Source organism: Actinomadura sp. 1N219 (genome assembly GCF_044326405.1).
Lineage (GTDB): Bacteria > Actinomycetota > Actinomycetes > Streptosporangiales > Streptosporangiaceae > Spirillospora.
Genome location: NZ_JBIRAY010000001.1, coordinates 866,612 through 888,357, shown reverse-complemented (window position 1 = coordinate 888,357; position 21,746 = coordinate 866,612). Strand labels below are relative to the sequence as shown.

Below are 21,746 nucleotides of genomic sequence, written 5' to 3'. Positions count from 1 at the left end.
GATAATGCTCGGGACCGCGGCCGCCGAGTGCGAGGAGTCTTGAGTGCAGCGCCTGGTGGTGTCCCAGACCGCCCCGAGGGCCTTCCGGACCGTCGGGCAGGCGTTCGAGTTCGGTGTCCCGCCGGGCATGGGACGGCATGTGCTGATCGAGCCGGGCCAGTACCGGATGGAGGCGTGGTGGTTCCGCGAGCGCTGCGTGATCACGGCGGTGGGCGGGCCGGGCACGGTGGTGCTGGACGGTTCCGGCGACTACAACCTGCGGGTGGACGGAGGCAGCCTGCTGCTGCAGGGCGTCCAGCTGCGGAACTGGAACTCCGAGGGCGTCCCGCTGCAGGCGGCGGGCGGCGACTGCCGGGCCGAGCTGTGCGAGATCGTCACCACGTCCAGCAAGGCGGTCAGCGCCTGGGGCGGTGCGGAGCTGTTCCTGAGCCGGTGCACGGTGCGGGACGGTTCGATCCTCTACTCCGACGCCTCCGGGGTGGTCGAGGGGACGGAGGTCTCCGCGGCGCCGAACTGCGCGGTGGCGCTGCACAGCGGCAGCAAGGTGACGCTGCGGGACGTGCGCCTGCTGGACGCCGGGGAGCACGGGATCTGGGCGAACTCGGGCTCGTCGGTGCTGGTCGAGAACTGCCGGGTCGAGAACTCCGCCTCCGACGGCGTCCACGCGGTGGCGCGTTCGGTGGTCTCGGTTCAGGGCGGGGGCGTGCGCGGCAGCGGACGCAACGGCCTGTGCTGCCTGGACCGGGCCGAGGTGACAGTGACCGACCTGTCCATCGAGGGAAGCGAGCTGTTCGGCGTCCTCGCGCTTGACCGGAGCCGCCTCACCGGCCGGGCCGTGACCGTGCGCGGCGCGGTCGAGCACGGGATCGCGTGCGAGGGCGGGTCCACCGTCCGGCTGGAGGACTGCGAGGTGGTCGGGGCGCGAAGGTGCGGGGTGTTCGCGACCACGTCCAGCACCATGACGGTCGTCCGCGGCGCGATGACGGGGTGCGAGCACGGCGCGGCGGTCGCCAAGGGCGCCGCGCTGACGCTGGACGGCACGCGGCTGGCCGACAACAACGACGCCGGGGCCGGCGCCGACCCCGGTTCCACGATGACCGTGCGGAACTGCACTCTCACCGGCAACGGCGGGCCGGGCCTGATCGCCTCGCGCAGCGCCACCGTCCAGGTGGACGGGACGTCCTCGCACGACAACGGCGAAGAGGACCGCACCGACTTCGCCCCCGGGGACAGGCGGGCGTCCGCGTCCGCCGCGGCGTCGCCGTCCCCGGCGCCGGAGCCCGCGGGGCAACCGGGGGAACGAGCCCGAACGGCGGCCGATCCCACGACTCCGGCCGGTTCCGCCGCAGAGACCGACCCTGCCGAAACAATCGAAACATTGCTCGCCGAATTGGAGGCCATGGTCGGCCTCGATCAGGTCAAGGACGAGATCCGCAAGCTGGTGAAGTTCCTGCGGGTGGCCGAGCAGCGGCGGCAGGCCGGGCTGCCGCAGGGCCCCGCGATGAGCCGGCACCTGGTCTTCTCCGGCGCGCCGGGCACCGGCAAGACGACCGTCGCCCGGATCTACGGCCGGTTGCTGGCCGCGCTGGGCGCCGTCCCGGAGGGGCAGTTCACCGAGGTGTCACGCGCCGACCTGGTCGGCAAGGCGCTGGGCGAGACGACGCAGAAGACCAACGCGGTGTTCGCCAAGGCGCTCGGCGGCGTGCTCTTCCTGGACGAGGCCTACACCCTGTCGCGCAGCTTCGGCGGCGGCTCGGACTTCGGGCAGGAGGCGATCGACGCGCTGGTCAAGCTGATGGAGGACCACCGCGACGAGATCGTGGTGGTGTTCGCCGGGTACTCGGCGGAGATGCGGGAGTTCCTGGCCGCCAACCCGGGGCTGCAGTCGCGGATCTCCCGCACCATCGAGTTCGAGAACTACGGGCCCGCCGAGCTCACCTCGATCGTCGGCGGCCTGGCCGACCAGTACGGGTTCGACCTCGCCCCCGGGACACGCGAGGCGCTGCTGGCGCACTTCGGGCAGGTCCGCCGGGACGAGAACTTCGGCAACGGCCGCGAGGCCCGCCGCCTCTTCGAGGCCGCCCTCGAACAGCAGGCGGTGCGCGTGGCGGACCTGGACGACCCGGCCCCCGGCGACCTGACGCTGCTGCTTCCCGACGACTTCGACGGCGTCCTGGACCGCGGTCTGGGCGCCCGGTTCGGCGGCGACGCCCGCGACACCGGCCAGCTGGACGGGGTGCTGGAACGGCTGGACGGCATGGTGGGGCTGGCCGAGGTCAAGGCCCGCGTCCACGACCTGCTGGACGTGATCGCCGCGTCCCGCCGCCGGGCCCAGGCGGGCCTGCCCTCCGACGCCGCGCCCGGCCACCTGGTCTTCGCGGGCCCGCCCGGCACCGGCAAGACCACCGTGGCGCGGCTGTACGGGGAGCTGCTCGCCGCGCTCGGCGTCCTGGCCCGCGGCCAGCTCATCGAGGCCTCGCGCGGCGACCTGGTCGGACGGTACGTGGGGCACACCGCCGTCCAGACCACCGAGGTCTTCCAGAAGGCGCGCGGCGGCGTGCTGTTCATCGACGAGGCGTACACGCTGTCGAGGTCCGGGGGCGGCGGCTCCGGCCAGGACTTCGGGCAGGAGGCCATCGACACCCTGGTCAAGCTCATGGAGGACCACCGCGACGAGGTCATCGTCATCGTCGCGGGCTACACCGCCGAGATGGACGGGTTCCTGGCCGCCAACCCCGGCCTGGACTCCCGCTTCTCGGGCACCATCACCTTCCCGCCCTACACCGCCGACGAGCTGGTCACCATTCTCCAGACCCAGGCCGGTTCGGCCGGGTTCGAGCTGAGCGCCGACGCCCGCGACGCCGTCCGCGCCCACCTCACCGCGCACGCCGACGTCTACTCCCAGGGCAACGCCCGCGAGATCCGCAAGCTTCTGGAAACCCTGAAAACAGCCCACGCCCGCCGCCTGGCCCGCCTGGAACGCGCCGGCACCGAACCGACCCTGGACGACCTGCGCCTGCTGCACCCCGAAGACGTCCCCTGACCTCGCGGAACCGCTGCGCCGTGGCGAAAGCGCACGCCGCTCAGAGGTCGTAGGTGTTGAGCAGGGCGCCCGAGGCGAACGTCCGGGTGCCGGTGAGACGGAGGTCCTCCTTCGGGTAAGCGCCGTTGAACAGCGGGGTCCCGCCGCCGAGGAGGACGGGATTGACGACGAGCCGCAGCTGGTCCAGGACGCCGAGGCGGAGGGCGGCGGTGGCGGCCCGGCCGCCGGCGAACAGGGCGAGGTCGCGCCCGTCCTGCCGCTTGAGGGTGTCGAGGGCGGACGCCGGGTCGTCTCCGAGCAGGCGGGAGTTGTGCCATCCGGGGTCGCGGAGGGTGCGCGACATGACGTACTTCGGCAGTTCGTGCATCCGGCGCCGCTGCGTGGCGGACACCTCGTCGCCGGCGGTCGGCCAGTATCCGGCGAGCTGCTCGTAGGCGGCCCGGCCGAACACCATCCCGTCGATCGACTCCAGCATGGAGTCGATGTGGTCCTGGAACTCCTGGTCGGCGAATCTCCAGTCGATGTCGCCCGCCGAGTCGGCGATGTAGCCGTCGACGGACACGTTGATGTGCAGGAAAAGGCGCCTCACGGGATCTCCTCAGGTTGACGGGTTCTTCTTGAGCGACCGATCAAGAAGTTGATGCGAACACCGTCGCAATTCTTGAACGAGCTGTCAAGAAGACGTAGGATCCGGGCCATGCCCCGCACCGGACGACCGCGCTCCTTCGACGACGGCCAGGTCGCCGCGGAGGCCCTTGAGCTCTTCTGGCGCCGCGGCTACGCGGCCACCTCGCTCCGGGATCTCAAGGACGGGCTCGGCGTCCTGCCGGGCAGCCTCTACGCCGCGTTCGGCGACAAGCACGGGCTCTTCCTGCGCGCATTGGAGCGCTACGTGGACGCGGCCCGGGAGCAGGCCGCCGAACTCCCCGGCGACGGGACCGTCCTGCCCCGAATCCGGACGCTTCTCCTGAGCGTTCTGGAGGCCGCGCAGGCGACCCCCGGACGCGGCTGCATGCTCGGCAACACCGCCGCCGAACTGCTCCCCGGGGACGAGACCGCGGGCCGACTCGTCCAGGACGGCTTCGGCGCGCTGGAGGCCGGCCTGGCGCAGGCCCTCCAGGCTGCGCAACGATCGGGTGAGATCCGTCCGGACGTCGACTGTGGGGCCCAGGCCCGCCTTCTCCTCGCGCTCATGCAGGGCCTGCACGTCGTCGCCCGCGCCGAAACCGACCCCCACCGCCTCGCCGACGCCATCGACGCCGCACTCGTCCCGCTGACCGGCGACCCCAAGACCGCCTAGCGCCGGACGCGCCAGCAGGTCTCGCCCGTGCCGCGGGCGCTGAAGCCCTGGGACGGGTGGGAATTGTCACTGGGCATCTGGCTCGTCATCAAGGGCTTCCGTCCCGCCCCGCTCATCACAGAAACGGCCCCCAAGCCCACGACCGCATAGCGCCGGGTGCGGATTACGGTGAGGCGGCCGGGACGGTTGCCGCGAGCGCGGCGGCCGCGTCGGAGATCGAGTCGACCTCGGCGAAGACGGTGCCCATCAGGCGCAGGCTGCCGAGGTGGAGGTCGTCGACGTATCCCGCGACGGCCTCGCGGGCCACGATCACCCGCAGGTCGTGGAAGAAGGCCTGGCGGACGGTCGACTCGACGCAGAAGTCGGTGCGCACGCCCGCGACGACGAGCGTCCCGACGTCGAGGTCGTGCAGGAGGTTCCGCAGGCCGGTGCGGTGGAAGGCGTCGAAGCGGGTCTTGATCACTTCGTGGTCGCCCGGGGCGCGGTCGAGGCCGGCGAGGAGTTCGGAGCCCCAGGTGCCGCGCCTCAACCCCTGCGTCCGCAGGAAAGGGCTGCGGTCGGCGAGCAGGCCCACGTCGGCGTCGCCGTCCCATTCCATCCGCACCCAGATGACGGGCCGGCCTGCCGAGTGGGCGGCGGCGGCGAGGGTGTTGACCTGGCCGACCAGCTCGTCAAGATGGCGGACGCGGAGCCCGGCCTGCGCGAAAACACCGTCCGGGTGGCAGTAGTCGTTCTGCATGTCGATGACGAGCAAAGCTGTTTGCGACACGCTCATGATTCGCCACCGCGCTCCGCCATGTAGGTCTCGTACCGGTCGCCCAGCAGCGACTTGATCAGCGCGGTCGCGGCCTCGGAGGTGCCCGCCTTCTCCCCCGTGCCGTAGATCAGCCGTGCGAGCTGGGAGAGCAGGTACGGATGCAGGCCGAGCAGGAACAGCCGCCTGAAGTCGCGGGCCAGGATCGCCGTGCGCTCCTCCTCCGTGAGCGGGTAGCCGTCCAGCACCTCCTTCTCGGCGGACTCGAAGCGGGCACGCAGTTCGCGGTCCCATTTCAGGTCCTGGACGAGGTCGTTGGTGCGCAGCAGCGGATCGAAGTGTTCGAGTGCCATGTCCGGTGCGTCCATTTCGAGTAGTCGGCGGGTCAGGACAGGTCCCAGCGGACCGCGCCGACGCCGCAGCGCCACTGCGGGACGGCGGCGTAGCCCAGGGACCTGCAAGGGCGCGGGCCGATCGCGCCCATGACGACCGTCCAGGAGAGCAGTTCCGCGGTGCCGCCCGAGCCGGCCTGCTCCATGCGGTCGAACGTGCCCTCGGCGAGGATCTTCTCGTGGTCGCCCTCGACCAGCAGGTCCAGCCACCAGCGGTCGAACTTCTCGTCGATCTCCAGGTAGCGCGGCCCGCCCGGTTCGTGCGACAGGCCGCCGGAGCCGAACAGGCCGACGCGCAGGCCCGCGGGGAGGCGGGTGCGGATGGCGTCGCCGAGCGCCGCGCCGAACGCGTAGCAGGCCTGTTCGTCCGGGATGGGCGGGACCGTGCAGTTCTGCAGCACGGGCACGACCGCCACGCCCGCGTCGACGAGTCCGGCGAGGGTGATCGGCACGGAGAGGTTGTCGTCGTAGCGCAGGTTCTCGTGGACGGCGCGCACGCGCGGCCCGGCCCCCTGCACGCTCCGGTAGAGGACGTCGGCGACGTCCGGACGCCCCGGCACGGCGTAGTCGGCGACGCGCAGCCAGGGCTTGAACCACTCGTCCGGGCCGGTGTGCCGTTCGGCGAGGCCGAAGGTGAAGTCGGGGCAGTCGCTGACCGGGGCGTTCTCCACATGGTCGTTGCCGATGATGAGGAGCACGTCGGTGCGGGACCGCACGACGGCGTCGTGGATCTCGGCGTAGGCCGCGCGGACCGTGTCCCGGTCGGCCTCGGGCGCCTTGTCGAACCAGCCGGTGAGACCGGGAGTGTGGCTCGCGGCCACGGCGAGGCTGATCTCAGCCATCAATCCTCCGTCCGGGAAGGGTGAGCGGTCTGGGCGGGCGGCGGCCGCCGCAGGCGAAGCGCGATGGCGTCGGCGGCCTGTTCGGCGGCGAGTGCGTGGAGGCGGCGTCCCTCTCCGGCGCCGGCCGCGGCGGGGTCGCCGAAGTAGCCGTCGGGGGTGACGCGGCGGGCGGCGTCGAAGCCCTGCCGCCAGACGGCCAGGTCGGACGCGCCCAGCCCGCTGGGCTCCAGCCGGGCGCGCACCTCCTCGCGCACCAGTCCGGGATGGGAGTGCATCATCAGGGACGTCTCCCATCGTCCGGCGTGCACGTCGGCCGGGCCGGGCGGCGGCGGCTCGTCCGGGCCGTACAGGGTCAGGGACGGGTCGTCCAGGTCGAGGCCGATGCGCCGGGCGAGCGCGGGCTCGGTGACGAAGCTGGCATCGGCGGGCGTGCGGTCGCGGGCGGCTCGCACGCCGTCGTGGATCGTGCGGTTGTGCAGGGCGTCGCCGTGGCCGGAGAAGCAGAACACGTGCCGGAACCCGTCGCGCGCCATGCCGGCGAGCAGATCGACCATGACCTCTTGCATCAGTTCCGGCCGGACGCTGTAGGACGCGGGGAACGACCCGGAGACCACGTTGACGCCCCAGTAGTAGGGCGGCATGACCAGCGCCTGCACGCCGCGCTCGGCCAGCAGCGCCCGCACGGCGCGCAGCCGGGCGACCGGCAGGTAGACGTCCGTGCCGGTCGGCAGGTGCGGGCCGTGCTGCTCGATCACCCCGAACGCCCACAGCAGCACCGCTCCCGACCGGGCGGCCCGGTCGACCTCGTACCAGGTCAGCTCCGCCAGCGTCCCGGCGAAGACGTCGCCGGTCACGGCCTCGCCCGCCTCGCCGCCGGGCATGGCCGCCGCTCCGGACGGTTCGCGCGACAGGTCCTGGCCTGCGGTAGGTGCGGTGGCGGCCGGTGCGGCGGCGGTGCGCGGTTGTGAGCTCATGGTCGTCCCGAGGGTTCTGTGGGTGTCAGGGGGCGAGCAGGTCGTCCAGTGGACGGGTGCTGCCGATCACTCCGGCGTCGACGGCCAGCTGGGCCAGCGGGGCGATCTCGTTCCGTCCGGCCTCCGGGTTCCAGCCGGGCAGCGTCACCTTGCCGCTGAGGCCGGCGTCCAGCTTGAGGTAGCCGTTCAGGGCGGCGCGGGCCTCGTCGGGGTGGGCCTCGGCGTAGGTCAGGGACTCCTTCAGCGCGGCGGTGAAGCGCTTCACGACCTCGGGGTTCTTGGTCGCGAACTGCTTGGACGTGAACCACCCCGCGAACGGCAGGTTCCGGCCCATGCTGGCGTAGCTGACCGGAAGGGGCTTGGCGCCCTGCCCCTTGGCGATGGAGATGAACGGCTCGCTCATCATCGCGGCGTCCACCTTGCCGGAGTTCAGCGTCTCCGGCATGTTCGGGATCGGGACCTCGGTGAGCGAGACGTCCTCGGGCGCCAGCCCCTGCTTCTTGAGGCTGGACTTCACCGCGACCTCGTTGATGCCCTTGAGGGTGTTGATCGCGATCTTCTTGCCCTTGAGGTCGGCGATCCCCTTGATCGCGGGATCGCGGGTCATCAGCTGCCCGGACCCGTCGTCCAGGACGTCGTCGGACGCCCGCGCCCCCACGGCGACCATCGTCACGGGGATGCGCTTGTCGCGGGCGGTGAGCAGGCTGACCAGGTTGGAGTAGCCGAACTGGAAGTCGCCGCTGACCACCGCCGGGACGATCGCGGCGCCGCCCTGGGCGCTCTGCGTGGTGACCTTCAGCTTGTGCCGGGCGAACACGCCCTTCGAGATGCCGAGGTGCACCGGCGCGATGTCGATGATGGGGATGACGCCGAGCTTCACCTCCGCCGTGCCGGTGGCGCTCACCTTCGCGCCGTCTCCGGAGCCGCAGGCGGTGAGGGGCGTCAGGGCCAGCACCACGCCGGCCGCGACGGCGGTGCGGCGGCGGACCGGGCGTCCGCACCGGCCGCGGTGGAGAAGGGACATCTCGGAACTCCAGGGGAATCGGGGGTGCGCGAGGGGTGCACGAGTCGATGTGGTCCGGTGCGGGTGCGGGGGCGCCGGTCGGCGGCGCCGGGTACGTCACCGGTGGGACGTGTTCGTCCCGCCCAACATAATCCGCCTAATGCATATATTCAATAGGTCGAAAGTGTTCGACCGGCGCGATCAGGAGGCGCGGGCGGACGCGTCCAGGTCGGCGGCGGGCTGGGCGGTCCCCTGCGCGGCGCCCCGGCCGGCGTCGTCCTGGCCCGCGGCGTCCCGGTCCGCGTTGTCGCCTAGCTGGCGGACCTGGCGGTAGACGTGGCTCCGCAGGCGGGCGAAGTCGGGCAGCTCCTTGGTGGTCAGCTGGTCGCGCGGACGCGGCAGGTCGACGTCGATGATCTCCCGCACCCGGGTCGGGCGCGGCGTCAGCGCGATCACGCGGTCGGCCAGGTAGACCGCCTCGTCGATGTCGTGGGTCACGAACACCACGGTCACGCCGTAGTCGTGGCGCAGCCCGAGGGTCAGGTCCTCCAGGTCGGCGCGGGTCTGCGCGTCCAGGGCGGCGAAGGGCTCGTCCATGAGCAGGATCTGGGGTTCGTAGGCGAGCGCGCGGGCGATCGCCACGCGCTGCTGCATGCCGCCCGAGAGCTGCCACGGGTACTGCTTGCCGACGTCGGCGAGGCCGACCGCCTCCAGCGAGTCGCCGATCAGCTTCCGGCGCTTGGCACGGTCCAGCCGCTTGCGCCGCAGCGGGAACGCGACGTTCTCCGTCACCGACATCCACGGGAAGAGCGACCTGCTGTAGTCCTGGAAGACGATCGCCATGTCGTCCGGGGTGCGGTCGACCTTCCGGCCGTCCACGCGGACCTGCCCCTTCGTGGCGGGCATCAGACCCGAGAGGCAGCGCAGCAGCGTCGTCTTGCCGCAGCCCGAGGGGCCGACCACGCACACGAACTCGCTGCGCGCGACGGTGAAGCCGATCTCGTCGATCGCGTGCACCGCCCCGGCGCCGCCGCCGTAGGTCTTGCCGAGGCCGTCGACCTCGAGGATCGGCTGTTCGTCGGTCATCAGGATGCTCCCTTTCGTGCTCCGTGGTGCCAGCGCAGCGCGCGACGCTCGATGGTGCCGAAGGCAAGGTTGAACAGGTAGCCGAGGATTCCGAGCAGCACCATCCCGGACCACATCTCGGGGATCGCGAAGGTGCGCTGGGACTCCAGGATGAAATAGCCGATCCCGCGGGTGCTGGCGACCATCTCGCTGATCACCATCAGGATCAGCGACAGCGAGAGGGAGACGCGCATCCCCGCGAAGATCTGCGGCGCGGCGGCCGGGAGCACGACGCGCACCAGCCGGTCGCGCCGGCCGACGCGGTAGGCACGCGCGCTGTCGAGCAGCCCGGGGTCGACCCCGCGCACCCCGTCGATGGTGTGCATCAGGACGGGGAACAGGCCGACCATCAGGATGATGAACACCTTCATGCTCGTCCCGACGCCCAGCACGACGATGCCGAACGGGATCAGCGCCGGCGGCGGGATCGCCCGGACGAACTCGATGACCGGCGCCAGCGCCGTGCGCAGCGTGCGCCGCAGGCCGATGAGGATGCCGAGCGGCACGCCGATGACGATCGACAGCGCGAACCCGGCGAGCATGTTGGCCAGGCTGGGCACGACGTCCGAGCCGACCCGCTCGAACAGCCAGGTGTCCTGGAAGACGTCGAGGATCGTCGTCAGCGGCGGGTAGAAGATGTTCATGCTGCCGGCCGACCACAGCCCCCAGCCGAGCAGGACGAGGACGGGCGCGCCGATCTGGATGCCGAGCAGCACCCCGCGGCGGTTCACCATGCCTTTCCCAGCACTCACTGCGCGCCTCCCTGGACTCGCTGGGACGGGTGCCATCGGAGCAGCCGCTTCTCGATGGCGACGAAGACCAGGTTGAGCAGCACCCCGAGCAGGCCGGTCGCGATGATGAACGCGTACATGAGCTGGAACTGGCCGCCCGCCTGGGCCACGGTGATCGACTGACCGAGCCCGGGCGCGCCGATCACCAGTTCGGCGGTGACGCAGAGGATCAGCGCGGTGGTCGACGCCACCCGCAGGCCGGGGGCGATGTAGGGCACCGCGCTCGGCAGCACCACCGACCGCAGCGTGTCGAGCGGACGGGCCCGGAACGAGCGCGCGGTGTCGAGGGCGACCGGTTCGACGTCCCGCATCCCGTAGATGGTGGCGACCAGGATCGGCCAGCTCGCGGCGAACGTCGCCAGGAAGACCTTGCTCTGCATGCCGGTGCCGAGCACCAGGACGACGAGCGGGATCAGCGCGACCGACGGGATCGGGCGCAGGAACTCGATGACCGCGCTGGTGGCGGCGTGCAGGACGGCGTTCGACCCGATCGCGAGCCCGAGCAGGACCGCGATCACCACGGCGAGGCCGAAGCTGGCGGCCCAGCCCTGCATGGTCTCGCCGATGGCTTTCCACAGTTCCGAGCCGGTGGTCAATCCGGCGAGCTCCCCGAGATCAGCGGAGATGCGCGGAAACGTCTTCTCTGGCAGCAATCCGACTATCGTGGAAAGCTCAAGGGCGGCCAGCACCGCGACGAGCCCCGCTGCGCCGAGAAGCCCATCGATGAACTTCGGCGTTCGCGGGAGTCGCCGTCTCATGCCAGGAATGATCGGCGTCGACATGGTCGAAGTCCGGGTCAACGAAAACTCCTTCTGGGGGCGGCTCCTCGTCGCCTCCCGCGTCGTCGCGCCGGCCGGGCCCGGCCGCACATCGTGGACATCAGGGCACGCCTGCGCGCCGCGTTCCGCTCGCATGGCCTGCGCGGTCGCCACCAGATTGCAATCCAGCCTCAAACTGAATATATTGAGCATGATGATTATCTGTCAAGATGTGACGGCTGTCCCGGTTGTCGTCCGCCGGCCGGCCGTTGCCCGACCCCTTCCCCTGGAGAGCGACCGGTGAGTCTTCCCGAGCGTCCTGGCCGCACCGAGTGGCGGCTGTCGCGCGCCGAGACCATCGCCCGCGAGATCGAACGCAAGATCATCGAGACCGCGCTGCCGGACGGCAGCCGGCTCGGCACCAAGGAGGATCTGCGCCAGGAGTACGGCGTCGCCGTCGGGACCGTGAACGAGGCCGTCCGGCTCTTGGAGATGCGCGGCGTGGTGTCCGCCAAGCCCGGTCCGGGCGGCGGGCTCTTCGCCCTCCGCACGCCGAGCCACGTGCGCGTCAACCACCTGATCCTCGGGCTGCGCGAGAACGGCGTGGCCAGCGCGCAGTGCCTGGCGGTCCGGGACGCGCTGGAGGAGCCCATCCTCATGGACGCCGCCGTCCACCGCACCGACGAGGACCTGGCCGACCTGCGCCGGCTGCTGGAGCGCATGGACGAGCAGCGGGGCGACGCCGCCGGGTTCCTGCGCGCCAACTGGGCCGTGCACCGGCGGATCGCCCAGATCACCCCGAACGCGGTCCTGCGCGTCATCTACACCACGATGCTCGACATGATCGAGAACGAGATCGAGGAGGTCAGCTCTGACGCGCTCTTCACGGCGAGCAAGACCTTCCGTATTCACGTCGCGCTGGTCGACGCGGTCGAGTCGCAGGACCAGGCGCGCGTCCGCCGCGCCGTCCGCCGTCACAGCCCGCCCACGGCGGTCATCAACTGACGCCGATCAGGCGCGATGACGGATCTCCCCGTCGACCGCCGTGGCCAGCACGGGCAGGTCGCGTAGTTCGTCCGGCGGGCATCGTTCCGGGTCGCCGCCTACCGCCACCCAGTCCGCCCGCATGCCCGGACGGAGCGTCCCGACCGCATGGTCGTTGAACGCGGCGTACGCGGCGTCGACGGTGTACATCCGCAGCGCCGCCGCCGCGCCGACCCGCTCGTCCGGGCCGAGCGGCCCGCCGCTCGGCGCGTGGTGGCGGGTCACCGCCTGCCAGATCCCGCGCAGCGGCTGGAACGGCGTGACGGGTGAGTCCGAGCCGCCCGCCACGCGGACGCCCGCGCGCAGCCAGGTGGCCAGCGGCGCGGCGGCGGCCGCGGCGTTCCGGCCGAGCTGGGCGATGAGACGGTCGGCGAACTGCTCCTGCATCGTCGGCTGCGCGGCCACGACCACGCCCAGCCGGCGGGCGTCGGCCATGTTGCGCTCCGAGGGCGTCAGATACGCGTGGATGGCCTGGCAGCGCAGCGGTTTCAGCGCGGCCACGCGATCGGCCTGATCGAGGACGTCGAAGAGCACGTCGAGCGCCCCGCCCCCGACCGCGTGCACCCCCAGCCCCCAGCCGTGCCTCACCAGCCCGACCGCGAGAGCACGCAGCGCGTCGGGGTCGAGCAGGAGTTGGCCGTGGTCGCCGCACCGTCCGGGCCACGGTTCACGCAGGTACGCCGTTCCCAGCGAGCCGCCGCCGTCCAGGAACACCTTCACGGGCCCGAGGCGCAGCCGGTCGTCGCCGAAGCCGGAGCCCACCCCGAGGCCGGTGAGGCGGGCGACCTCGTCGTCGACGGACGCGCCCGCCACCTGCAGCGGCATCGCGGTCACCCGTAGCGGCAGCTCGCCGTCGGCGTGCATCCGCTGGTAGGTGGCGAGTTCCTCGGTGCGCAGGCCCGGCTCGATCACCGAGGTCAGCCCGGCGGCGAGGGCCTGCCGCGCCGCGGCGGCGATCCCGGCCCGCCTGGTCTGGTCGTCCGGCGGGGGCATGTGGCGGCGGACGAGTTCGATCGCCGGCGGCTCGATCAGCACGCCGGTGAGGCGTCCGTCGGCGTCCCGGCCGAGGCGGCCCCCGGGCGGGTCGGGCATGCCATCGGTCAGACCGGCCAGCTTCAGCGCGACCGAGTTCGCCGCTCCCTCGTGGCCGCAGCGCAGGATCAGGACGGGACGGTCGGGGCAGGCGCGGTCGAGTTCGTCGCGAGTCGGCAGGCGCCGCTCGGCGATGTCCTCGATCTCCCACCCGTCGGCGGAGACGACCCACGGCGCCTCGGGGTGGGCGTCCGCCCAGGCGCGGGTCGCCGCGACGACGCCCTCGATGCTGCGCTGACCGGCCAGGTCGAGCAGCACGTGCGCGAGCCCGGTCCACAGCAGGTGCATGTGCGTGTCGATCAGCCCCGGCAGGACGGTCGCGCCGCCCATGTCGAGGACGCGCGCGTGCTCGCCGAGCGCCGCGCGGGCCTGGTCGAGCGAGCCCGCCGCGACGACGCGCTCGCCGCGGACCGCCAGCGCCTCGGCGCGCGGCCGGTCCGCGTCCATGGTGACGACGGACGCGGCCCGGACGATGTAATCGCCATCCTGATTCGTCATAACGATTGTAGGTTAACAGCCAAAAGCGACCGGACACACCGTTGACGATAAACCCTAATGATGATAATCGTTCTGGTCATAAGTGGCGAAATGCGCCGTGTACCGCTCGGAGGAGTGAGGCCATGATGAGAACGATCCGAAGGCGCCGGCTCCGGGTGGTCCTCGCCGCGCTCGCGGTCGGCCTCGCCGCCGGTTGCGGCGGGGGCGGGACGTCGGCCGGGAAGACCGACGCCGAGGGCGTGACCACGGTGAAGGTCGGCCTGATCCCGATCACCGACGTCGCGCCGCTGTACCTGGGCGTCCAGCAGGGCTTCTTCGCCGAGCAGAAGCTCAAGATCGAACCGCAGCTGGCCGCGGGCGGCGCGGCGATCGTGCCCGCCGTCGTCAGCGGCAGCAACCAGTTCGGCTTCTCCAACAACGTGTCGCTGATCGTCGCCAAGAGCAAGGGCGTGCCGCTGCACGCGATCACGCCGGGCGTCGGCATCGCCCCGGGCAACGACGAGGCATGCCAGGTGCTGGTCCCCAAGGACAGCCCGATCCGCGGCATCAAGGACCTGTCCGGCAAGACGCTGGCGGTCAACACCCTCAACAACATCGGGGACGTCACGATCCGCGCCGCGCTGGAGAAGGGCGGCGTCGACCCGAACTCGGTGAAGTTCACCGAGATCGGCTTCCCCGACATGGTCACCGCGATCAACACCGACCGCATCGACGCGGCCTGGGAGTGCGAGCCGTTCGTCACCTCGCTGCTGGACCGCGGCGCCAGGTCCGTCCTCAACAACTACGCCGAGACCCACCCGAAGCTGGCGGTGGCCTCGTACTTCACCTCCACGGCCTACGCCAAGAGCAACCCCGACGTGGTGCGCAGGTTCGACGCGGCCGTGCGCAAGTCGCTGGACTACGCCAACGCCCACACCGACGAGGTCCGCAAGATCCTCAACAGCTACACCAAGATCCCGCCGGCCCAGGCGGCCAGGATCAAGATGATCGCCTGGCCGACCACGTTCGAGCGGGCGTCGATCGAGGAACTGGTGCGGCTGACGCAGAAGTACAAGCTCGTCGAGAAACCGGTCAGCTTGAACGAGCTCATCCAGGAGCCGAAGGCCTGACCCTCGACTGGGGAACGAAGTGGGCCGGATCCTCCCCGATCCGGCCCACTTTCCGTGTCCTCAGCTGAGGGCGGCGTCCGGGATCGGGGCCGTGCCGAGGACGGAGGCGGTGCCTAGGCCCGTGATGTGGACCTCGACGTGCGCCGCCGGGAATGGGGCGGCGGCCGTGGCGGCGCCGGCGAGGACGACGTGGCCGGCGCGCAGCGGCATGCCCTGGCGCCGGGCGATCCTCAGCAGCTCGGGCAGCGCCCGGTCCGGGTGGCCGAGGATGGCGTCGGTGGAGCCCGTCTCGACGTCGGCGCCGTCGACGGTCAGGCGGACCTCGCGGCCGCCCAGGTCCGCGCCGGGCGGCTGCCAGGCGCCGATGACGAAGGCGGCGGACGAGGCGTTGTCGGCGATCACGTCCGGCAGGCTGAACCGGAAGTTGCGGTACCGGGAGTCGATGATCTCCAGCGCGGGCGCGACCGCGTCCACGGGCAGCTCGTCGTCGTCCGGGGTGACGTCGCGGGCGATCCGGTAGGCGACCTCGGGCTCGACGCGCGGGTGGATGAACCGGGCCAGCGCGACCTCGCCCCCGTCGGGGACGCGCATGGCGTCGGTGAGCCGCCCGACGATCACCTCGGACACGCCCATCTGCGCCATCTTCGCCTTGCTGGTGAAGCCGAGCTTGAGCCCGGCCGGCCGCTCCCCCCGCGCCAGCCGGCGGGCGATCACCGCGTCCTGGATCGCGTAGGCGTCGGCGGGGGTGAGCCCGCCGGGGAGCTGCCCGACCGCGGCCGCGGTGTGCTGCGCGGTGTCCAGGCGTCCCGCCGCCAGGTCGAGCGCGCCGGTGTCAGTGGTCATGGGCTGGCCATCTCCTTCATGTCGGCTCGGGCTCGCGCCGGTGGACGCGTCCGACCGCCGGGAGCCCCACGTAGTTCTCGCAGAAGTTCCTCATCGCCGCCTCCGACGTGCAGAGATGCTTCAGCTCGGCGTGCTGGAGCCGCCATTCCATCGGGTCGCTCGGGTCGTGGTGCAGCAGCGACGTCATCGAGCGGGAGAACTGCTGGGCGCGCCAGACCCCGCGCAGGGCGTCGTCGGAGTAGGCGTCCAGCGCCGTCGGGTCGCCGGACTCGTACCAGATGCACAGCGCGTCGGCGAGCAGCCGCACGTCCGCGGCGGCGAGGTTGAGCCCTTTCGCGGCGGTCGGCGGGACGATGTGCGCGGCGTCCCCGGCGAGGAAGAGCCGCCCGTGCCGCATCGGCTCCACGACGAAGCTCCGCATCGCGGTGACGCTCTTCTTCGTGATGGCGCCTTCGGCGAGGGGCGCGCCGTCGTCCGTCCCGAGCCTGAGCTGGAGTTCCGCCCAGATCCGGTCGTCGGGCCAGTCGGCCAGGTCCGCGTCCGGCGGCACCTGGAGGTAGAACCGGCTGACCTCGCTCGACCGCATGCTGTGCAGGGCGAACCCGCGCTCGTGGCACGCGTAGATCAGCTCGAACGTGGACGGCGCGACGTCGGCCAGCACGCCGAGCCAGGCGAACGGGTAGTCGCGCTCGTAGGCCGTCAGCACGCCGTCCGGGACCGACGTCCGCGACACCCCGTGGAAGCCGTCGCAGCCCGCGATGAAGTCGCAGGCCAGGACCCGCTCGGAGCCGTCGGACGCCCGGTAGCGGACCTTCGGGTGGTCGGTCTCGGGGCCGTCTAGCCGCACGTCGCCGACGTCGAACTCCAGCGGAAGGCCCGAGGCGGCGCGGGCCTCGATCGCGTCGCGGACGATCTCCTGCTGGCTGTACATGACCGCGGTGCAGCCGCCGGTCAGCTCGGCCATCGGGATCCGGTGGCGCGTCCCGTCGAAGCGCATCTCGAACCCGTGGTGGACGAACGCCTCGCGGCGCATCCGCTCGTCCAGCCCCAGCTCTTCGAGGAGCCGCGCGGTGCGATGCTCCAGCATGCCCGCCCGGATGCGGCCCTCCACGTGGGCGCGCGTCCGGTGCTCCAGGATCACGGCGTCGACGCCGGCGAGTTCGAGCATCCGGCCGAGGAGCAGGCCGGCCGGGCCTGCTCCGATGATGGCGACCTGTGTTCGTTCCATGGTGGACTCCACTCGGGGCCGGTCACCGGCTGTACGCGGACGAGGTTCAGTAGGGCCGCAGCACTTCGCCGCAGGCGTCGCAGGTCCGGGCCTCTTCGTCGTCGAAGAAGCGCTGGTAGGCCTGGCCGACCGGGTCGGTGGAGTAGTCGGCGACGTGGCACGACTCCTCGTGCAGGAACTCGCCGCAGCCCTGGCAGAACCACTGGAAGCGGTCCAGCTCGCCGGGGCGGCGGAGCCGCTCGATGACGATGATGTAGGCGTCCGGGTCGAACCGCGGGGAGTGCGGCAGCCGGGACGGCGTGAAGATCGCCGAGCCCTCCGGGATCACGTCGACCACCTCGCTGCCGTCCGGCCGGCGGCTGTGCAGGCGCAGCTCGCCCCGGATCACGTACATCACCTCATCGCTCGGGTTGAGGTGGAACTCGGAGCGGTACTCGCGCCCCCGCGCCACGAAGGCGAGGGACTCGCTGTGCTGCCACAGCACCTCCACGCGCCTGCCGCTCTTGCCGAGGCGCTCGGCGATCCCGTCGAGGTCGACGACGGGCATACGGTACGGCTCGGTCATCGGGTGCTCCTTCCCGGCGTCCTGGGGCGCGGCCGGCTACTTGGGCTCGACGGCGGCGACGCACTCCACCTCGACCAGCACGCCGGCCCGGTGCGGGGGCGCGTTCACGGTCGTGCGCGCGGGGAAGCTCTCGCAGTCGGCGAAGAACTCGCGGTACGCCTTGTTGAACTCGGGGAACTGGGCGGCGTCGCGCAGGTAGCAGTTGCACTTGAGGATCGAGTCCTTGGTCCCGCCGGCGGCCTCGACCACCGCGACCAGGTTGGTGAGCGTCTGCCGGACCTGCTCGGCGAGGTCGTCGGAGACGATCGTGCGGGTGGCGGGGTCAAGCGGGCCCGTCCCCGAGCAGAAGATCAGGTCCCCGTGCACGATCGCCTGCGACAGCGGAGGGGTGGTCCCCGTGGAGAAGCCGACCTTGGGCGCGTTGCTTGAACTGATCGAGATCTTCGACATGGCACTCCTCGGTTGGCTCGGGACCGGCGCTCGCGGCGACTCTAACCACCATGTTGATTAGAGTCAATGTCCGTTTTCCGGGAGCGCTGCCGAGGTCGCCCGCGCGGCGGCCGATTGTCAGCGACACACATATCCATCATAATGGTTATCTGAAACCAGCGAGCGGAGGACGGGGATGACATCGACCAGCGGGCCCGCCGCGACGGGCCCCGATCCGGGACCGGACGGGCCGTCGACGGCGCCGGGCGGACCGGCGACGGTGGACGTCCACGCCCACGCGCTGCCCATGCCCCTGCTCCGGTACCTCGCCGACCGCGGCTACGCGGACCTGTCCGGAGTGGACGCCGGGACGCTGCTGCTGGACCCGGCGGTGTCCGGGGTCGCCAAGGGCGCCCGCATCCCGCTGGCCGCCGAGCAGTACGACGTGCGGCGCCGCCTGGCCACCATGGACGCCGCGGGCATCGACGCGCAGCTGGTCGCGGCGCCGCCGTTCGTGTTCGGTTCGACCTCCGACGATCACGACCTGGTCATGGAGATCACCCGCCGTTCCAACGACGCGCTCGCCGAGCACGTGGCGTCCGACACGGCGTCCGGCGGGGCGGGCGATGCGGCGGCCGGGCGGCGGCTCGCGGCGCTGGGCACGGTGCCGGTGGGGCTGCCCGGAGCGGCCCGGGAGGCGGCCCGCTGCCTGGACGAGCTCGGCATGGCCGGGCTGACGACCGGCACCTTCGGCGGGGGCCGCGAACTCGACGACCCCGCCAACGAGGACGTCTGGAGCCTGCTGACCGAGCGCCGGGCGTTCTGCCTCGTCCATCCCAGCCGCGCGTCGTCCCCCGCCCGGCTGCGCGACTACCACCTGGTGCAGCTGCTGGGCTACCCGGCGGAGACGGCCCTCGCCGCGGCCCGGCTGATCTTCGGCGGCGTCCTGGACCGGCACGACCCCGTCCTGTGCCTGGTGCACGGCGGCGGCTGCCTGCCCGGTCTGGCGCCCCGGCTCGACCTCGGCTGGCAGCGCAAGGAGGAGTCGCGGACGATCCCGACGTCGCCCCGCGACCACCTGCGCCGCTTCCACTTCGACACCGCGGTCTTCGACGCGGCCGCGCTCCGCCGCCTGATCGAGGACGTCGGGCACGGCAACGTCCTGCTCGGCACGGACCTGCCGTTCGACCTCGCCGACACCGGCGCGGTCGCCGCGGTCCGCGGGCTCGGCCTGCCGCCGGAAGCCGAGCGGGCCGTCCTCGGCGGGAACGCGGCGCGGCTGGTCCCCGCCCTCACCGCCCCTTCCCGCCAGGAGGATCCGACATGCCCCTCGTCCAGGTCACCTTGGCCGCAGGACGGCCGCCCGACCAGATCCGAGAACTGATCAGCGAAGTGCACGACGCGGTCGTGCGTTCCACCGGAACCGACCCGGCGCGCGTACGGGTGCTCGTCCACGAGCTGCCGCCGACACATTGGGCCGCGGGCGGGATCACGCTCGCCGAGCGCGACACCTCCGGCACTACCGAGGCCGGGACCGCAGAGGTCGGCACCGCAGAGGCCGGCACTACAGAGGAATGAGGGTTGACCACGACATGGAGTTCTACGGCCACGTCATCGACGGTGAGGAAGTCGAGTCGCACGACGGCGCACGGTTCGACGATGTCGATCCATGGACGCAGAAGCCCTGGTCCGAGGTGGCCCTGGCCTCCCAGCAGGACGTGGAGAAGGCGGTGGCGTCCGCACGGCGGGCCTTCGACGACGGCCCCTGGCCGCGGATGGGCTACGCGGAGCGCGGACGCATCCTGCACCGCCTCGCGGAGCTGGTCGAGCAGAACAAGCGTGAGCTGGGGCTGGCGGACACCCGCGACATGGGCAAGCCGGTCGCCCAGAGCATCGGCAACGACGTCAGCCGGTCGGCCCTGAACCTCAGCTTCTTCGCCGACCACGCACGCCTGGCGGCGGCGGACGCGCTGCCGATGGACAGCGGCCACCACGCCTACACCCGGTACGGCCCGGCCGGCGTCGTCGCGGCGATCGCGCCCTGGAACTTCCCGCTGATGCTGGAGACCTGGAAGGTCGCGCCGGCCCTGGCCTGGGGCAACACCGTCGTGCTCAAGCCCGCCGAGGACAGCCCGGCGTCCGCGACGCTCCTGGCGCGGCTGGCGCTCGAAGCGGGCATGCCGCCGGGCGTGCTCAACGTCGTCCACGGCTACGGGCCGCGGTCGGCCGGGCAGGCGCTGACCGAGAGCACCGCGATCGACCGGATCACGTTCACCGGCGCGTCGGGCACTGGACGCGACATCGCCGAGATCGCCGGCGCGAACCTCGTCCCGGTGAGCCTGGAGCTCGGCGGCAAGGGCGCCAACCTCGTGTTCGCCGACGCCGACCTGGACAAGGCGGTGGAGTGGTCCATCAAGGCGATCTTCACCAACGCCGGGCAGGTGTGCCTCGCGGGCAGCCGCCTGTACGTGCAGCGCGACGTCTACGACGAGTTCCTCGACCGGTTCACCGCCGCCGCCGAGGCGATGGTGGTCGGCGACCCGTCCGAGCCGGGCACCCAGCTCGGGCCGCTCGCCTCCGAGACGCACCACGCGAAGGTGCGCGGATACATGGAGACCATCGAGGCGGAGGGCGGCCGGATCCGCACCGGGGGGCTCGGCGACGGCTGGGTCGTCCGCCCCACGGTGATCACGGACATGGCGCAGGACGCCCCGCACTGGCGGGAGGAGATCTTCGGCCCGGTCGTGGTCGTGGCCCCCTTCGACGCCGAGGCCGAGGCGGTCGGGATGGCCAACGACACCGCGTACGGCCTCAACGCCATGGTGTTCACCGAGAACCTGAGCCGGGCCCACCGCGTGTCCGCGGCGCTCCGCGCCGGGACCGTCTGGGTGAACTGCTTCTTCATCCGCGACCTGCGCGCCCCGTTCGGCGGGGTCGGCGCCTCGGGCGTCGGACGCGAGGGCGGCGACTTCAGCCGCGACTTCTTCACCGAGCCGAAGGCGGTCGTCATGCAGATCGACCAGGCATAACGGCCGGCATTCAGCCGGCATTCAGCCGGCGGCGCGGAAGCAGAACTCGCCGCGGAGCAGAAACCGAACACCCTCGTGCGTGGGCGCGGACAATGGATTCAACCTGTGATCGCCCCCGGCTTTATGGATAGCGTGACGTCCGAGCCCACCACGAAGGGATTCCCATGCGAAGAACCACCGGCTCCCGCGGCACCGCCACGAGCTCCCCATGACCGCCAAGCTCCCGCATCGCGACGGCCGCCGCATCGCGTCCGTCCGCGAAACCCCCGCCCCCCGTCACCGCCCCCGCCCCCGTCCGGCCGCGTCCCGCTCCCGGCACCATGTCCTCGCCGGAACGCTCCTCGCCCTCGTCATGCTGCTCACCGCGTGCGGCGGCACGTCGAAGGCGAGCGATCCGGCGGACAAGCCGAAGCAGGACGCATCGGCCGATCACAACGCCGACGACGTCATGTTCCTGCAGATGATGATCGCGCACCGCCGCCAGTCGCTCGACATGGCCCAGCTGGCCCCCGACCGCACCCGGCGCGGGGACGTCAAGAAGCTGGCCGCGACCGTCGTCACGGACAGCACCGGTGAGATGCAGCAAATGACCTCATGGCTCACCGGGTGGTCGAAGCCGACCACGGTGCAGGGGCCGGCGAACGCCCACGCCGCCCACGGCGGCCTCCCCGCGATCGGCCCGGCTGAAATGAAGGCGCTGAAACAGGCCGAAGCCCGCGGTTTCGACACCACATTCCTGAACCTGCTCCTCGGCCATCAGCACAACGCTGTGGAGATGTCGAAAGTGGAGCTGAAGAAGGGAGCCAACCCCGCCGTCAAGGCGTACGCGAAAGACACCATGGAACGCACCAGCAAGATGGTCAGCCAGCTGCTCGGCTTGCTCAACAGCTGACCGCGGTCGTGGGGGCGCCCAGCACGACTCCGCGT

General features: G+C 71.7%; 23 protein-coding genes. 9 read left to right on the top strand and 14 right to left on the bottom strand.

What is annotated here, in order from left to right; translation table 11 throughout:
• Window positions 1–43 precede the first annotated feature (43 nt).
• Window positions 44–3,043, top strand: coding sequence for a right-handed parallel beta-helix repeat-containing protein (locus ACH35V_RS04025; RefSeq protein ID WP_395970142.1), 3,000 nt, complete (start codon window positions 44–46; stop codon window positions 3,041–3,043).
• Between the two features lie 40 nt (window positions 3,044–3,083).
• On the opposite strand, the gene ACH35V_RS04020 is transcribed toward ACH35V_RS04025, so the two are convergent.
• Complete coding sequence (locus tag ACH35V_RS04020; protein WP_395970141.1) at window positions 3,084–3,632, bottom strand: dihydrofolate reductase family protein; 549 nt, start codon at window positions 3,630–3,632, stop codon at window positions 3,084–3,086.
• A gap of 108 nt (window positions 3,633–3,740) precedes the next feature.
• Here ACH35V_RS04020 and ACH35V_RS04015 point away from each other — a divergent pair, with 108 nt between their 5' ends.
• Window positions 3,741–4,343 carry a TetR/AcrR family transcriptional regulator gene (locus tag ACH35V_RS04015; protein ID WP_395970140.1) on the top strand — a complete coding sequence of 201 codons (603 nt, stop codon included), beginning with the start codon at window positions 3,741–3,743 and terminating at the stop codon, window positions 4,341–4,343.
• 163 nt (window positions 4,344–4,506) lie between these two features.
• Here ACH35V_RS04015 and ACH35V_RS04010 read toward each other — a convergent pair whose 3' ends face one another.
• The 8 genes from ACH35V_RS04010 to ACH35V_RS03975 form a co-directional block, all read right to left on the bottom strand.
• Complete coding sequence (locus tag ACH35V_RS04010; protein WP_395970139.1) at window positions 4,507–5,118, bottom strand: cysteine hydrolase family protein; 612 nt, start codon at window positions 5,116–5,118, stop codon at window positions 4,507–4,509.
• Window positions 5,115–5,450 (bottom strand): extradiol ring-cleavage dioxygenase, encoded by a 336-nt coding sequence (locus ACH35V_RS04005; protein WP_395970138.1) that lies wholly within the window; start codon window positions 5,448–5,450, stop codon window positions 5,115–5,117. The genes ACH35V_RS04010 and ACH35V_RS04005 overlap by 4 nt, the downstream gene beginning before the upstream one ends.
• Before the next feature lie 32 nt (window positions 5,451–5,482).
• Window positions 5,483–6,331 carry a hypothetical protein gene (locus tag ACH35V_RS04000; protein ID WP_395970137.1) on the bottom strand — a complete coding sequence of 283 codons (849 nt, stop codon included), beginning with the start codon at window positions 6,329–6,331 and terminating at the stop codon, window positions 5,483–5,485.
• The gene (locus tag ACH35V_RS03995) at window positions 6,331–7,305 is read right to left on the bottom strand and encodes a creatininase family protein (RefSeq protein ID WP_395970136.1); all 975 of its coding nucleotides are present in this window, start codon (window positions 7,303–7,305) and stop codon (window positions 6,331–6,333) included. Before ACH35V_RS03995 ends, ACH35V_RS04000 begins: the two co-directional genes overlap by 1 nt.
• Before the next feature lie 25 nt (window positions 7,306–7,330).
• The gene (locus ACH35V_RS03990) at window positions 7,331–8,329 is read right to left on the bottom strand and encodes an ABC transporter substrate-binding protein (RefSeq protein WP_395970135.1); all 999 of its coding nucleotides are present in this window, start codon (window positions 8,327–8,329) and stop codon (window positions 7,331–7,333) included.
• 180 nt (window positions 8,330–8,509) lie between these two features.
• Window positions 8,510–9,394, bottom strand: a complete 885-nt coding sequence (locus tag ACH35V_RS03985; protein ID WP_395970134.1) for an ABC transporter ATP-binding protein — start codon at window positions 9,392–9,394, stop codon at window positions 8,510–8,512.
• Window positions 9,394–10,185 carry an ABC transporter permease gene (locus ACH35V_RS03980; protein ID WP_395970133.1) on the bottom strand — a complete coding sequence of 264 codons (792 nt, stop codon included), beginning with the start codon at window positions 10,183–10,185 and terminating at the stop codon, window positions 9,394–9,396. The genes ACH35V_RS03985 and ACH35V_RS03980 overlap by 1 nt, the downstream gene beginning before the upstream one ends.
• Entirely contained in the window at window positions 10,182–10,982 is an 801-nt protein-coding gene (locus ACH35V_RS03975; protein WP_395970132.1) for an ABC transporter permease, read from the bottom strand. The genes ACH35V_RS03980 and ACH35V_RS03975 overlap by 4 nt, the downstream gene beginning before the upstream one ends.
• 7 nt (window positions 10,983–10,989) lie before the next feature.
• On the opposite strand from ACH35V_RS03975, the gene ACH35V_RS03970 reads away from it, so the two are divergent.
• The gene (locus ACH35V_RS03970; protein WP_395970131.1) at window positions 10,990–11,286 is read left to right on the top strand and encodes a hypothetical protein; all 297 of its coding nucleotides are present in this window, start codon (window positions 10,990–10,992) and stop codon (window positions 11,284–11,286) included.
• Window positions 11,283–11,987, top strand: coding sequence for a FadR/GntR family transcriptional regulator (locus tag ACH35V_RS03965; protein ID WP_395970130.1), 705 nt, complete (start codon window positions 11,283–11,285; stop codon window positions 11,985–11,987). Before ACH35V_RS03970 ends, ACH35V_RS03965 begins: the two co-directional genes overlap by 4 nt.
• Window positions 11,988–11,993: 6 nt before the next feature.
• On the opposite strand, the gene ACH35V_RS03960 is transcribed toward ACH35V_RS03965, so the two are convergent.
• Window positions 11,994–13,616 (bottom strand): amidohydrolase, encoded by a 1,623-nt coding sequence (locus tag ACH35V_RS03960; protein WP_395970129.1) that lies wholly within the window; start codon window positions 13,614–13,616, stop codon window positions 11,994–11,996.
• Between the two features lie 122 nt (window positions 13,617–13,738).
• Between ACH35V_RS03960 and ACH35V_RS03955 the strand changes: the two genes are divergently transcribed.
• Complete coding sequence (locus ACH35V_RS03955) at window positions 13,739–14,725, top strand: ABC transporter substrate-binding protein (RefSeq protein WP_395970128.1); 987 nt, start codon at window positions 13,739–13,741, stop codon at window positions 14,723–14,725.
• Between the two features lie 60 nt (window positions 14,726–14,785).
• Here ACH35V_RS03955 and ACH35V_RS03950 read toward each other — a convergent pair whose 3' ends face one another.
• From ACH35V_RS03950 to ACH35V_RS03935, 4 genes are read right to left on the bottom strand one after another with little or no spacing between them, the layout of a single operon-like run.
• A complete protein-coding gene (locus ACH35V_RS03950) occupies window positions 14,786–15,568 on the bottom strand; it encodes a 2-keto-4-pentenoate hydratase (protein WP_395970127.1) in 783 nt (260 codons plus the stop codon).
• A 16-nt stretch (window positions 15,569–15,584) separates the two neighbouring features.
• Entirely contained in the window at window positions 15,585–16,796 is a 1,212-nt protein-coding gene (locus tag ACH35V_RS03945; protein WP_395970126.1) for a 4-hydroxybenzoate 3-monooxygenase, read from the bottom strand.
• A 46-nt stretch (window positions 16,797–16,842) separates the two neighbouring features.
• Window positions 16,843–17,361, bottom strand: coding sequence for a 3-hydroxyanthranilate 3,4-dioxygenase (locus ACH35V_RS03940; RefSeq protein WP_395970125.1), 519 nt, complete (start codon window positions 17,359–17,361; stop codon window positions 16,843–16,845).
• Window positions 17,362–17,397: 36 nt separating this feature from the next.
• On the bottom strand, window positions 17,398–17,811 hold the full coding sequence (locus ACH35V_RS03935) for a RidA family protein (RefSeq protein ID WP_131970760.1): 414 nt from the start codon (window positions 17,809–17,811) through the stop codon (window positions 17,398–17,400).
• 175 nt (window positions 17,812–17,986) lie between these two features.
• On the opposite strand from ACH35V_RS03935, the gene ACH35V_RS03930 reads away from it, so the two are divergent.
• From ACH35V_RS03930 to ACH35V_RS03915, 4 genes are all read left to right on the top strand, one after another.
• The gene (locus ACH35V_RS03930; protein WP_395970124.1) at window positions 17,987–19,174 is read left to right on the top strand and encodes an amidohydrolase family protein; all 1,188 of its coding nucleotides are present in this window, start codon (window positions 17,987–17,989) and stop codon (window positions 19,172–19,174) included.
• Window positions 19,114–19,368 carry a 4-oxalocrotonate tautomerase family protein gene (locus ACH35V_RS03925; protein ID WP_395970123.1) on the top strand — a complete coding sequence of 85 codons (255 nt, stop codon included), beginning with the start codon at window positions 19,114–19,116 and terminating at the stop codon, window positions 19,366–19,368. The genes ACH35V_RS03930 and ACH35V_RS03925 overlap by 61 nt, the downstream gene beginning before the upstream one ends.
• The gene (locus ACH35V_RS03920) at window positions 19,365–20,819 is read left to right on the top strand and encodes an aldehyde dehydrogenase (protein ID WP_395970122.1); all 1,455 of its coding nucleotides are present in this window, start codon (window positions 19,365–19,367) and stop codon (window positions 20,817–20,819) included. Before ACH35V_RS03925 ends, ACH35V_RS03920 begins: the two co-directional genes overlap by 4 nt.
• Before the next feature lie 208 nt (window positions 20,820–21,027).
• Window positions 21,028–21,711 (top strand): DUF305 domain-containing protein, encoded by a 684-nt coding sequence (locus ACH35V_RS03915; protein ID WP_395970121.1) that lies wholly within the window; start codon window positions 21,028–21,030, stop codon window positions 21,709–21,711.
• Window positions 21,712–21,746 lie beyond the last annotated feature (35 nt).